Below are 12977 nucleotides of genomic sequence, written 5' to 3' on the forward strand. Positions count from 1 at the left end.
CCAGTAGGGCCAGCTCGGGGATGGCAAAACATCAAGATCAGCCTTCTTCGTTGACAAGCACTTTCTTGCCTCGCATCTTGAGCAGCATAGGAACCGTAATCCAAAGAACTGCGATAACAAGGAATGCCAAAGAAAGAGGCTTCTGCAGGAAAATCATAAAATCGCCATTGGAACCCGTAAGCGCCCGGCGCATATTGTTCTCGATCATTGGACCAAGAACGAGGCCCAACACCAATGGAGCCAACGGAAAATCATTGCGGGCCAGATAATATCCGGCTATTCCGCATCCGACCAGCAGCATGAGATCAAAGACCGACGCTTGTACGGCATAGACCCCGAACACCGAAATCGCGACAATACCCGGAATCAAATACTTCGTCGGTGTTTCGATAATTTTAGCAAATACTCTAACCAGCGGCATGTTCAGTATGAGAAGCATGAGATTGCCGATAAACATACTCGCGATCAAGCCCCACGCCACACCAGGATGCTCTTCAAACAGCAAAGGACCCGGCTGAACGTTATACATAATTAGCGCACCCATCAAAATAGCCGTTGTACCTGAGCCTGGAATACCGAGTGTCAAAAGCGGAATCATCGCCCCTCCGGCCGCGGCATTGTTTGCCGTTTCCGGTGCAGCCACGCCTTCGATTGCCCCTTTACCGAATTTCTCGGGATGCTTGCTCAATTTTTTCTCCATAATATAGGAAAAGAAGGATGCCAGCGTTGCCCCTGCGCCCGGCAAAATACCAATAAAGAATCCAAGCACAGACGAACGGATCATAGGCATTCCGCTGTCTTTCATATCCTGCTTCGTCGGCAGGATGCGGTTGATTTTAGCGATAGTCCCATCGTTGGAATCCCGTTCCAAAATCGTCTTAAATACTTCACCCAGTGCGAACAGACCTACAGCAACGGTAAGAAACTCCAGTCCTTGATATAACACCGGAATATCGAATGTAAAGCGTGCGACACCGGATACATTGTCCATACCGATGGTGGCCAACAGGAGGCCGAAGATCGTCATGATCATTGCCTTGGTCATCGATTTTCCCGCTAGACCGCTTACTGCACATAGGCCAAGGATCATTAACGAAAAATACTCGGCAGGCCCGAATCGCACCGCTACGGCGGAAAGCGGTTGTGCCAGGAATATGAGACCGATCAGGGAGAAAATTCCCGCAATGAATGAACCTATCGCAGCGATCGCAAGCGCGGCTCCCGCTCTTCCCTGTCTCGCCATTTGATAACCGTCAAGCGCGGTTACGACAGATGACGATTCACCCGGCGTATTCAACAAAATCGAAGTTGTCGAGCCGCCGTACATCGCGCCGTAATATACGCCTGCCAGCAGGATGATCGAGCTTACAGCCGCTTCGTCCGGAGACATGCCTCCTGTAATCGAAGAGGTAATCGGAATCAGCAGCGCCACTCCGCTCATCGGTCCGATACCGGGCAGAACGCCTACCGCCGTACCGATGAGTACGCCAAAGAAAGCAAAAAGCAGATTGTGCCAAGCAAAAGCAGTGATAAAGCCGTCCATTAAATATTGCATTGTGCTCATATGATATCCCTCCTAAGGCGCCGCTCCCTCTTATAGTCCAAGCCAATCAGGTAATCCCGGCAGCGAGCCCTGAAGCACGACGACGAATAAATAATAGACCCCACCCGAGAAAAGCGCTGAAATGATAATGGCCGAAACCCACCGATCGCGCTGCATCGTTTGAAACCCGATAAGCAAAAATAAAAACGTACTGATGACATACCCGATATGTTCCATAGAAAGACCGTATAGGATCGTAGCGGCTACAATAATGCCGAAACGCTTATAGTCGAGCTTTGGCTTCGAAGAATCGTTTTTATTGTTAGGATATTTGATGGCTTCATAGATCAGTCTTGCACTAAGGAGCATGAGAATCATTCCTAAAATTAACGGAAAAATCGATGGTCCAACGTTGCTTCCGTAAGCACTGCTTGAGATCGACCGGCTTCCGAAAGCGAACGCGGCGCCTATGGCTAAAAATACAATCCCTGCCGATCGGTCAAACGCTTTATTCATAAGTAGCTTCCTCCCCGCACCAACCGAAATTACCGAAGAAGAGAGCGGCCGTATTCAGGCGTTATCTCTTCTTCGATCGGATGTCTTATATTATTTCGCCATACCCAATGCGGTCAGCATCTCTTTAATAAGTGTCTCCTGCTGTCCAAGGAATGCCTTAAAATCGTTTGAATTTTTATAGTCTTTTTCCCATGTATTCGCCTGAAGCTCTTTGGTCCAAGCCTCCGAATCGTTCAGTTCCTTCAGCTTTGCATCCCAGAAAGAAAGCGCATCCGCGCTCATCTCTTTCGGTCCGAAAATACCGCGCCAGATATTGAACTCTGCATCGATCCCCTGCTCTTTCAACGTCGGAATATCTTTCAGGTTACCGCCCAAGCGTTCAGGAGAAGAAATGCCCAATACGCGAATTTTTCCGGCTTTCAAATATTCGCCTACGCTTGAAGCGTCCGTTGCGATAACGTCGGCGTTCTTACCAAGCAGCGCGGTCATTGCTTCTCCGCCGCCGTCATAAGAAACGTACTTCACTTGTTTAGGATCAATACCGGATTTAAATGCAGGAAGTACTGCAATCAAATGGTCCATGGAGCCAGGAGCGGAACCGCCGGCAACAGTCACCTTTGTAGGATCCGTTTTTAATGCATCAATAAGCGATTTCATATCCTGGAATTTGGAGTCGGCCGACACCACAATCGCACCGTAGTCCTTCGTTAATTGGGCAAGCGGTGTCGTATCCTTGTAGCCATACGGGCTGTTGCCTTCCTTCTTCAGATTGTTGATCAGGATCGGCGGAGAGCTTACGAACAGTTTGTAGTTGTCTTTCACGTCCTTGGTGGCGTATTCAGCCAAGAATACCGCTCCGCCGCCGCCCGGCTTGTTCTCTACCGTCATCGATTGACCGACCATTTTGTTTTCGCCAAGCACTTTGGCGATGGATCGAGCCGTTTTGTCCCAACCGCCGCCTGCGCCGGATGGAGCAACGACAACAAGCGGTTTTTCCGGATATTTTGAAGCCGCTGGCGCTTGAGCCCCACCTTGACCGGCTTGTGGTGTGCTGGATCCGCTTCCACAGGCAGTCAAGCTAACAGCCATGACACCGGCCAGCACCATTTTCCAAGAATGACGTGATAATGTTTTTAACATCATTTTTAAGTACCTCCCCCAAAATGCTTTATTTTTATGTTAGCGCTTTCCTGATTGCTTTGTTATTTTAGCATCAAGCGCTTTCATAGGTATAGCTTATGATCATAAGTTGAATAAACCTTATTTAGCGCATTTTGTTCATTATGTTCACAACAAAAAATCCTCTTGCGCGTATATGCAAGAGGACAATGATTTACAAATGCCCTATTTTTGATAACATGTTGGCGGTTACCAATTTCCCTTTACAGCCAACGGATAGGACAATCCGTGAGTGAAATCCGGCTAGACCTGAGGTTTGGATTCCGGCGAAGCCGCGGGTATACTCTGAATCGGAGGAACGTTTGCTCCTGCGCGATTCGTCAAGCTTTTGACCAGATTCTCCACGTCTATTCCGCTTACGTTCTTCAGCATCTCCGGGGCGGTAGCCATCAGCTGTGTCACGTAGTTGCTGACGCGCGCCGCGCCTTGCCCATTCCCCGTATCGACGACAGTCAGCTTGTCGATTGACTTCAGCGGCTCGGCTACTTTACCTGCGAGCTCAGGAAGCATCTTCACGATGATGTCGAGTACGGCCGCCTCGCCGAATTTCTCGAACGCTTGTGCGAGCTTCTCCTTCGCCTCTGCTTCGGCCAAACCGCGCAGACGGATGACCTCCGCTTCGGCTGTACCTTTGGCCCGCTCGGCATCCGCCACAGCCAGCCCTTCAAGGCGCTTCTGCTCCGCCATCGCTCTTGCCTCCGCTTCAATACGGTATTGTCTTGCGTCCGCTTCCGTAATTTGCTTGGCTTTCTCCGCTTCTGCAGCCTGAACCACCGCATAACGATCGGCATCCGCCTTTTTCTTCACTTCAGCATCATACTGCTTCTCGCGCCTTAGAATCTCTTTGGCTTCCAGATCAATTTCGCGCTCCTTGCGTACGATTTCGACCCGCATCTGCTCCTCGACAACGCTTTGCTTGGCGCGGGCTTCTTGTATATGGTAGGCTTGATCCGCTTCAGCGCGAGCCATGTCCTGATCCTTTTTAAATGAAGCCACCTTCAGCTCTTTTTCCTTCGAAGCCTCGGCGATGTTCGTATCGCGCAGCAGCTCCGCTTTCTGACCTTCCTCTTCGGCGCGCGCCTTTTGTATTCTTGAATCTCTTACGGCTTCCGCTTCAGCGATCTCCGCATCGCGCTTTACGGCTGCGATCCTCGGCTTCCCGAGCGCATCTAGATAGCCGTGCTTATCTCGTAAATCCTTAATGGTAAAGGAAACGATCTGGAGGCCCATTTTTTTCAGGTCCTTGGCCGCTACGCCTTGAACCTCCTGCGCGAATTTATCGCGGTTGCGATATACTTCCTCAACCGTCATCGAGCCCAAAATAGCCCGCAAATGCCCTTCAAGCACCTCCTGAGCCTCGCCCTTCAAGGCTTCCGTCGGCTTTCCCATGAACTGCTCCGCGGCTGTGGCGACATCCTCGACGGAACCTCCGATTTTAATAATGGCAACACCATCGGCCATAACCGGAACGCCCTGCTCGGTGTATACCTCCGGGGTGGAAACGTCCAATTTATGAGACAAGAGCGAGATAAATTCAGCCTGTTGAAAAATCGGGAGAATGAAAGATCCTCCGCCGCGAACAATTTTAATTTTTCGTCCGGTGTCGTCGGTCAGCACATTTTTGCTGCCGAGGAACGATCCGGTCACGATCATCGCCTCGTCCGGACTTACCGTTTTGTACCTGGCCCAAAAAGCCAGGCCCAAAACGACGATCACCCCGACAACAATGATTGGAATTGTCAAAAATTCAGATATTCCCATACCCATCTCTCCTTTACAACTTGGGTTCATCCAGACGGGTTACGAACAGCGTACCGTCCTTCACTTCCACTGTCACCACTCTGGCGCCCGACTCGATCTCATTGCCGTCAAAGCTTTCCGCAATCTGATTCGTAATCCCTCCGCCCATCCGCATCACGACCTCTCCACAGCCTTGGGCCGGAATCGGTACCGACACCTCCCCGATCCTTCCGACCATGTCCTGCATGGAGAAAGCCAATGAGTTCTCGGTATTTTTCATCGGCTTGACATAGAAGAAAAAAATCATTATTCCGGATAGGATGGCGGCGAGCAGAGACAGAATCAACACTGCAGCAGCTGCGATCGGGGTATACTTCGTAAGCAAAATACCCGCGCCGCCGAGTACCGTCACACCGCTAAACAGCACCATCGGCTGCAGGTAATGCATCACGTCGCCAGACATCCAATCCAACATTCCGTCCATTGCGCCGCTCAGCAAGTCACCAAATACAACCGTCACCAGTGCAAACAAAACTCCGGTAATAAGCAGCCCCCAATACAGCTCCAACATGTTGTTCCCTCCCAAAGCTCAATCAAATGTGCACACTGAGTAATACGAAACATACACCTAATAAGTTGCATATTTGCCTCCTAAACCCAGAATTATGTACAAAAAAAGAACACAACTCTACATAAGCTGCGTTTTGGATTCTGCGATCATCTCTTTGTCCATGTAAACTGGAAACCCTTAGCCAAATCGGTTACTATGGATAAGGGAATCATCAAGTATATACCTGATTATAGGTAAACGGGCGAGGTGTTCGTTTTGGAAGAAATCGTTGTGATCGGAGCGGGCCCTTGCGGCTTGTCTGCCGCCATAGAGCTGCAGAGAATCGGTCTGAATCCGCTTGTAATCGAAAAGGAATGCGTTGTGCATTCGATCTATTTATATCCGACGTACATGCAATTTTTCAGTACGCCGGAGCTGCTTGAAATCGGAGGGTATCCTTTTTCCACCCCAAACGACAAGCCTTATCGGCTGGAAGCTTTAAACTATTACCGGAATGTGGCTCAACGCAGTGAGTTGCGTATCCGTTCATATGAAACGGTTACGGAAATCAACCGTCAAGCCGATGGGACCTTCGAGCTGACTGTACAGAACAGATTCGGCTCCACTCAAATCATACGTTCTCGTTATGTTGTCGTAGCCACCGGATACTTTGATCATCCGAATATGCTGGGCATCCCTGGTGAGGATTTACCCAATGTAACGCATTATTTCAGAGAAGCCCACCCGTATACCGGGACCCGGGTAGCCGTAATCGGCGGAAGCAACTCCGCTATTGACGCTGCGATGGAGCTCCTTCGCGCAGGAGCAAGCGTAACGGTCATATACCGGGGCGCTGCGTATTCGTCCGTCATTAAGCCTTGGGTTCTGCCCATATTCGAGAGCATGGTAAGCAAAGGCAGAATCCGGATGATGTTCCGTTCACGGGTCACACACATTACCGAAAGAGCGATCACTGTCGTAACGGACGGGCAGGAGCAAACGCTGGATAATGACTTCGTCCTTGCCTTAACCGGCTTCCGCCCTGATCGAAACCTGCTTACCAAAGCGGGCGCCGAATTGAACATGGAGGCGGACGGCGTACCCAAGCATGACCCGGACACCATGGAAACGACCATCCCCGGCCTTTACATTGCGGGAGTTGCGGCTTCAGGCTCCAATGCCAACGAAGTGTTCATCGAAACCGGCCGTTTGCACGGAGGACGTATTGCCGCTCATATCGCTTCGAACAAATAATTCCCGAAGACCGATTTCATGCAAAAGGTCGTCCCGAGCTTCCGTTCAGGACGACCTTTGACCATTTCTTGGCACTGATTTAAAAAATCAGATCCTTTTCCCGCTGCGTCAGACGGCGCCCGGCGATATCGACAATCAGTTTCCCGCCGGACAACCCCCAAATTCTTGTGCCAAACTTCTCTGCAAGCTCCACTTGATGGAGACTGCAGAAGACGAGGATCTTGTTTTTGCGGCAGATCGTTTGCAGATCCTCCATGACGCGGCTGGCCGCCTCGGGATCAAGTCCGGACACCGGCTCGTCTGCAAAAATCACCTTTGCTTCCTTAATCAACGCCTTACAAATGGCTACCCGCTGCTTCTCCCCTCCGCTGAGCTTCTCGACAGGCTCGTGAGCCTTATCGAGCAGACCCACTCTGTCCAAATAATCCATTGCTTCCATATGGTCGTCTTCCGATACGGTATTGGTAAGAAAGCGCCACCAGGATTTTTTGAACAGCAGTGCAGACAGCACATTTTTCACAGCCGTTTTTTTCAAATGCAAGCTTGGCTTTTCCTCCAAATATACCCACTGCTTGCGGAGCTGAAATCTATCCCAAGCATTCAAGGACGAAATATCTTTGCCTTCATAAATATATTGTCCTTCGTCCCATTTTTCCTTCAGCATCAGACACCGGAAAAACGTGGTTTTGCCGCTTCCGCTGGACCCAAGCAGGGCGACTAAATCGCCTTCATCCGCTTGAAAGCTGATACGCTGCAGCACGCGGTAATCGGGAGGAAAGGTTTTACTCAAGCTTCGTACAATCATCATCCATCCGATTCTCCTTTACATCTATCCGTCTCTACTAAATATACCATGCTCCCCAGCGCAAAAACCACAACGTGCCAGCTTAACCGTTAACCCGTCTCAAGTAATAAATAAAATCGGTAGATGCTCCGGAAGCTTTCCAGTGCCGCATCATCGATGAGATATTGCCTAGGTGATATGTACCATGATTCGATATGTGCTGTGCGATTTCAAGAATCGAATTGGTGAACGGTTCTCCCTTGGAATTGAAATACGTTACCGTGTCCTCGGCGCTTACACTTTGCAAAAATAATTTGTACTCCGCGCGAAGCCGCGCAAATAGCCGCTCCAGCTCTCCAATGGATGGCCGCTCGCTTCTATTGATGAAGCAGGCTTTCTGTTGAACACGGGATAACCACATTCCATCGATATCGGCCAAATGAGCCAAAGTTTCGCCAATCGTAGAGAAAACGCCAGGCACAGACGTATACATTACTTCCTCTTCGTTATCCGTTAAATACCCTATCCAGGCTTCTACCGCCCAAAAATGATAGTCGATCAGCTTTCGTACCCAGTCGTTATTCATTTTACACCGCCTCCCTGCTATTTATCTTAATCCATTGGCAAAAATTATTAAATCGAAAAATACGCAGAAAAAGCCGCCCATATCTGGACAGCTTCGGATCACTTCAATGCATCGGTATTATTTATTGAGGATTCGTTTCTTTAGGGATCTCATTCATACTGGGCGGGTAAATTTTCACTTTATCGGGCTCAACGATGGTACCCTCTTGCGTAAACCTATGCTCCCTGAAATCAGGATTGCTTCTCTTCTTGGTTTTTCGATTATCCATCTACCGGAATCACCTCCCATACCAAGATATTGTGCCATAAACATACTTTATTATGCATATTTTGTGATTTGTCATAAAAATTTAATAAAGTTTTCGACACATATTTACATTTTTTACACTATCATCGTATTATAATATGTTAAGGATTTATATTTAATTTAGATATTAGGATGTGATAGGACATTCATGGATGAAGCTGAATTGAAACGCCGCATGGAACGTATGCAGAGCCAGCTTTATGTGCTGGTGGAGAAGACAGGAAGCTTTGTAGATCCTAAGGTAGTCGAGCTCAGCCAACAAATCGATAGCCTTGTCCTATCGATCCAACGTTTGCGAATGAAGGACAAGCTTCAATAAAAGGAGGCCGTTGAATTGAAATCAATGTGCCTCTTTTTTGTGCTTTGACTTGATAAATGTTACATGATGTGTTATATTAAAACCAAGGAAAATCAAGGGTTTCAGCATGATTCGAACCTTGTATCCCCTGCTTGATGCACTCTCTTGATGCACCACTCAAACGATAATTTAAAGGAGCGATGCACCATGTATCATGATGATCATCAACAACCGCAGGAGAAAAAGATTTCCGTTGAGTTGACCTTAAATGAAGCTTTGTCCCTTACCGGCGTCCGTTTCCGGGAAAATCATAAGCTTGAGGTCGATGCGATGCATAAAATCAAAAAACAGCTCGAACAGCAAATTCTCGACAGCCGGAGAAACGTTCAGTAGCTGTCCTGAATCAAATCGCTAACTAGATCCTGATGCAAACCAATGCATTAGGATCTTTTGTTTTGTTCAGTCCTCTCATATATAATGGATTCACACTGAAGCTTTTGAAAGGAGCAGCATCGTCAATGAAGCAGCAGATTGCTTCGGTCATCGACCGTTACAGTGAATCGTTTACCAACCTGTCCAGATATATCGGTGAGCATCCGGAGCTCGGACACGAGGAATGGGAAGCCTCGTCCCGGCTCAAGGAAGCGCTCCGCGGGCATGGCTTTGAGGTCCAATCTCCGGTTCTCGATCTCCCTACCGCCTTTATAGGCACATACCGTTCAGGCAAACCTGGCCCCACGGTCGCTTTTTTGTGTGAATACGATGCGCTGCCTGAGCTTGGACATGCCTGCGGGCATCACTTGATTGCCGTTATGGGACTGGCCGCCGCTGTCGGCCTCAAAGCGGTAATCGATGAAATCGGCGGCACGATCCGGGTCTACGGGACACCTGCTGAGGAAACTAAAGGCGCAAAGGTTCCTATGGCCGCCGACGGGATGTTCGATGATGTCGATTTCGCCATGATGGCGCATCCGTATCACACCTATGAGAAATCGGGTAAATCCTTGGCCATGGATGCAATTGAATTCGAATTCTTCGGAAAATCCGCTCATGCGGCAGCAAGTCCTTATGAGGGCGTTAACGCGCTGGATGCGGTACTGCTGTTGTTTCAATCGATCGGCGCTTTGCGGCAGCAGCTTCGAAGCCACGCGCGCATCCACGGAATCATTACCGAGGGGGGCAAGGCACCGAATATTATACCGGATTACGCCGCTGCGCAGTTTTATATCCGGTCTGCGAACCGCCCCTATACCGATGAAATCGTACAGAAGGTTCTTCGCTGTGCCGAAGGAGCGGCACTTCAAACCGGAAGCACGATGAAATGGTCCAATTATGAATACTCCTACGATGAATTGATTACAAACCGTGTATTATCGGATCTGTTTACCGAAAATTTAACAGCAATGGGCATTTCAGAAGACATGATCGAAAGCGGCAAGGATCACGGTTCCCTCGACTTGGGCAACGTGTCCCGTCATTGCCCGACCATACATCCCTATGTGAAGGTAGTGGATGAACGGCACCTGCTGCATACAAAGGAATTTCGCGATCTGGCCATGCTCCCGCGAGCCTTTGAAGGCATGCTTCTCGCAGCCAAGGTACTGGCCTTTACGGCATGCGACGTGATGGTCAGTCCCGATCTGCTCCGCTCCATCCGTGAAGAGTTTGAACGCAGTGTCCATAACGGATAATAAGAAGACTAGCGGATTCATCACAAAATCAAAAAAGGCAAATAAGCCATTCCCTTGGCTCATTTGCCTTTTTTGTGTGTTTAAACTTATAATATTTTGCCCAGAAATTCCTTGGTCCGCGGATGCTGAGGATGGGCGAACACTTCCGCAGGCTTGCCCTGCTCTATGATTTTACCGCCGTCCATAAAGATCAGACGGGTGCCGACCTCACGGGCAAAGCCCATTTCATGGGTGACGACCACCATGGTCATCCCCTCGGCCGCCAGCTCTTTCATCACATCCAGCACCTCGCCAACCATCTCCGGGTCCAGCGCTGACGTAGGCTCGTCAAACAGCATCACCTTAGGAGACATGGCAAGTGCTCTTGCGATGGCGATCCGCTGCTTTTGACCGCCGGACAGCTGTCCCGGGTAGCTGTCTGCTTTATCGGCTAAACCGATTCGCCTCAGCAGCTCCCTTGCAATTTTGTTTACTTCATCGTCGCTCATCTTTTTCAGCTTGCGTGGAGCCAGGGTAATGTTTTCCAGCACCGTCATATGCGGAAACAAGTTAAACTGCTGGAATACCATCCCCATCCGTTGACGCAGGGAATTGATGTCATGCTTGCCCCGGATCAACGAGGTTCCTTCAAATTCAATATCTCCTCCGGTAGGCTGCTCCAGCAAATTCAAGCAGCGTAAGAACGTGCTTTTGCCCGAACCGCTTGGGCCGATGACAACGACGACCTCCCCTTGGCCAATGTCGATATCAATGCCGTTCAGCACACGATGATTTCCAAACGCCTTTTGCAAATCCGTAACTTTAATCAGAGGTCTTCAGCCTCCTTTCCGCTATGCCAAGCAGCTTCGACAACACAAATGTCATGATGAAATAAATGATCGATACTACGATCAAAGGCTCGAACGGTTGGAACGTATTGCCCTTCACCGTATCTGCGCTGTACATCAGCTCAGCCACCCCGATGACCGAAACAATTGAAGAGTCTTTAATAATGGTAATGAATTCGTTACCCAGCGCAGGCAGTACGTTGCGGAAGGCTTGAGGCAATATAATATGGCGCATCGCCATGGCATGAGGCATGCCGAGCGAGCGTGCCGCCTCCATTTGCCCTTTGTCGATCGCTTGAATACCTGCGCGGAATGTCTCCGCCACGTAGGCAGCGCTGTTAAACGACAGTGCCAGTATACATGCCGCTACGTCAGGAAACGCGGAGCCGAGCCAAGGCAAATCGGGAAACTGGATGCCCAGCTTGGGCAATCCGTAATAAAACAGCAGCACCTGCACCAGCAGAGGCGTTCCTCGGATAAATTCGATATAGGACACGGAAAGCATCTTCAACGGAGCAATGCGCGACATGCGCATTAGCGCAAGGCAGATTCCGAGAATGACCCCAAAAATGACGGTGAAAAAGGACAAAATCAATGTCATTTTGGCACCATTAATAAAAAACATGTAGTACGTCGGCAAAAATGAAAAATCCATCCGTTCCCCTCCTTTTTTTGAAATGAAAGGCTTAAAACCGAACAAAAACCCGCCGGAAAAAGCTCCGCTCAGGTTTTTGTCCGATCATTTCCCAGCCCTGGCCCGATTACTGTGTTTCCACCAGGTCGTTCGCTTCGGTGACAAATTTATCAATGGATTTATCCTGGATCAGCTTGTCCAGCGTTTTGTTCATGGCTTCAACGAGATCCGTGCTGCCTTTTTTCACGGCAATCGCGGAGCCGCTGTCGTCGGAAGATAGCTTGATATCCGAGATCGTAAGATCTTTGTTCTTGCTTAAGTAAGCCTCGGCTACCGGCTGCTCTACTACGAGCGCATCTACTTTGTTATTTTTCAGCTCCATCATCAAATCGGAAATTTTGCCAAGCGGCTTCACTTCAGACGCCGGCATTTGCTCTTTCACGATTTTTTCCTGCGTAGCGCCTTTTTGGGCTCCCACCTTCAGACCTTTTAAGGAGTCAATCGAGTTGAATTTGTCCTTATCTTCTGCCCTGACGACTACCTTTTGAACGGCTGTATAATATATTTTGGTAAAATCTACAGCTTTCATACGCTCAGGCGTCGGCGTCATCCCGGAGATAATGAAATCGACATTACCGGCTTGAAGTGCTGCCAGCAATCCTTCAAATTTCATATCTTTAATCTCCAGCTCTACGCCCAGATCCTTGGCAATCGCTTTGGCTATTTCGATGTCAAATCCGACAATTTCATCTTTTTTATTGATCTCTTTATGAAATTCGTAAGGGGGATAATCCGCACTGGTACCGACTACGATTTTGCCGGCCTGTTTAATTTTCTCCAGTTTTGATTCTGCTTGCGTCGAGGTCGGGGATGTGTTATTACCTCCGCCATTTTGTTCCGTTGTCGCAGCAGGCTTCGTTCCACAAGCAGATATGATCAGAAGCAAGCTCATGAGCATAAGTGCAATTGCCTTGTTTTTTAACATTGGTCAATTCTCCTTTCTAAGTAACTTCAACATTATATAATAGAGATACTATATTTACAACATATCTAACGATGGAAGCAGCAT

General features: G+C 48.9%; 15 protein-coding genes. 4 read left to right on the forward strand and 11 right to left on the reverse strand.

Going from position 1 to position 12977, the window contains the following annotated elements; translation table 11 throughout:
- Positions 1 to 37: 37 nt before the first annotated feature.
- The 5 genes from ACZYR9_RS13300 to ACZYR9_RS13320 form a co-directional block, all read right to left on the reverse strand.
- Positions 38 to 1564, reverse strand: coding sequence for a tripartite tricarboxylate transporter permease (locus tag ACZYR9_RS13300; RefSeq protein WP_430071876.1), 1527 nt, complete (start codon positions 1562 to 1564; stop codon positions 38 to 40).
- 30 nt (positions 1565 to 1594) lie between these two features.
- The gene (locus ACZYR9_RS13305) at positions 1595 to 2059 is read right to left on the reverse strand and encodes a tripartite tricarboxylate transporter TctB family protein (RefSeq protein WP_430071873.1); all 465 of its coding nucleotides are present in this window, start codon (positions 2057 to 2059) and stop codon (positions 1595 to 1597) included.
- A gap of 90 nt (positions 2060 to 2149) precedes the next feature.
- Positions 2150 to 3199 carry a Bug family tripartite tricarboxylate transporter substrate binding protein gene (locus ACZYR9_RS13310; protein ID WP_430071914.1) on the reverse strand — a complete coding sequence of 350 codons (1050 nt, stop codon included), beginning with the start codon at positions 3197 to 3199 and terminating at the stop codon, positions 2150 to 2152.
- 282 nt (positions 3200 to 3481) lie between these two features.
- The gene (floT, locus tag ACZYR9_RS13315; RefSeq protein WP_488978981.1) at positions 3482 to 4999 is read right to left on the reverse strand and encodes a flotillin lipid rafts scaffold protein FloT; all 1518 of its coding nucleotides are present in this window, start codon (positions 4997 to 4999) and stop codon (positions 3482 to 3484) included.
- Between the two features lie 13 nt (positions 5000 to 5012).
- On the reverse strand, positions 5013 to 5549 hold the full coding sequence (locus tag ACZYR9_RS13320) for an NfeD family membrane protein (RefSeq protein WP_488978982.1): 537 nt from the start codon (positions 5547 to 5549) through the stop codon (positions 5013 to 5015).
- Between the two features lie 255 nt (positions 5550 to 5804).
- Between ACZYR9_RS13320 and ACZYR9_RS13325 the strand changes: the two genes are divergently transcribed.
- On the forward strand, positions 5805 to 6782 hold the full coding sequence (locus tag ACZYR9_RS13325) for a YpdA family putative bacillithiol disulfide reductase (protein WP_488978983.1): 978 nt from the start codon (positions 5805 to 5807) through the stop codon (positions 6780 to 6782).
- Positions 6783 to 6861: 79 nt separating this feature from the next.
- Here the strand turns inward: ACZYR9_RS13325 and ACZYR9_RS13330 are convergent, their stop codons facing one another.
- From ACZYR9_RS13330 to ACZYR9_RS13340, 3 genes are all read right to left on the reverse strand, one after another.
- Positions 6862 to 7590, reverse strand: a complete 729-nt coding sequence (locus tag ACZYR9_RS13330) for a phosphonate ABC transporter ATP-binding protein (protein WP_488978984.1) — start codon at positions 7588 to 7590, stop codon at positions 6862 to 6864.
- Between the two features lie 79 nt (positions 7591 to 7669).
- Positions 7670 to 8152 (reverse strand): DinB family protein, encoded by a 483-nt coding sequence (locus ACZYR9_RS13335; protein ID WP_488978985.1) that lies wholly within the window; start codon positions 8150 to 8152, stop codon positions 7670 to 7672.
- 121 nt (positions 8153 to 8273) lie between these two features.
- Positions 8274 to 8420 (reverse strand): hypothetical protein, encoded by a 147-nt coding sequence (locus ACZYR9_RS13340; RefSeq protein ID WP_488978986.1) that lies wholly within the window; start codon positions 8418 to 8420, stop codon positions 8274 to 8276.
- Positions 8421 to 8606: 186 nt separating this feature from the next.
- Between ACZYR9_RS13340 and ACZYR9_RS13345 the strand changes: the two genes are divergently transcribed.
- The 3 genes from ACZYR9_RS13345 (at position 8607) to ACZYR9_RS13355 (ending at position 10447) form a co-directional block, all read left to right on the forward strand.
- Positions 8607 to 8777, forward strand: a complete 171-nt coding sequence (locus ACZYR9_RS13345) for an aspartyl-phosphate phosphatase Spo0E family protein (protein WP_488978987.1) — start codon at positions 8607 to 8609, stop codon at positions 8775 to 8777.
- A gap of 186 nt (positions 8778 to 8963) precedes the next feature.
- Positions 8964 to 9149 (forward strand): hypothetical protein, encoded by a 186-nt coding sequence (locus ACZYR9_RS13350; RefSeq protein WP_488978988.1) that lies wholly within the window; start codon positions 8964 to 8966, stop codon positions 9147 to 9149.
- Between the two features lie 125 nt (positions 9150 to 9274).
- Entirely contained in the window at positions 9275 to 10447 is a 1173-nt protein-coding gene (locus ACZYR9_RS13355) for a M20 family metallopeptidase (RefSeq protein ID WP_488978989.1), read from the forward strand.
- Positions 10448 to 10533: 86 nt separating this feature from the next.
- Here the strand turns inward: ACZYR9_RS13355 and ACZYR9_RS13360 are convergent, their stop codons facing one another.
- The 3 genes from ACZYR9_RS13360 to ACZYR9_RS13370 form a co-directional block, all read right to left on the reverse strand.
- A complete protein-coding gene (locus tag ACZYR9_RS13360) occupies positions 10534 to 11256 on the reverse strand; it encodes an amino acid ABC transporter ATP-binding protein (protein ID WP_488979077.1) in 723 nt (240 codons plus the stop codon).
- Entirely contained in the window at positions 11249 to 11929 is a 681-nt protein-coding gene (locus ACZYR9_RS13365; RefSeq protein ID WP_488978990.1) for an amino acid ABC transporter permease, read from the reverse strand. The genes ACZYR9_RS13360 and ACZYR9_RS13365 overlap by 8 nt, the downstream gene beginning before the upstream one ends.
- A 106-nt stretch (positions 11930 to 12035) precedes the next feature.
- Positions 12036 to 12893: an ABC transporter substrate-binding protein gene (locus tag ACZYR9_RS13370; RefSeq protein WP_488978991.1), complete on the reverse strand. Its 858-nt coding sequence runs from the start codon at positions 12891 to 12893 to the stop codon at positions 12036 to 12038.
- Positions 12894 to 12977: the final 84 nt, after the last annotated feature.

This window comes from Paenibacillus sp. F024 (assembly GCF_057814255.1).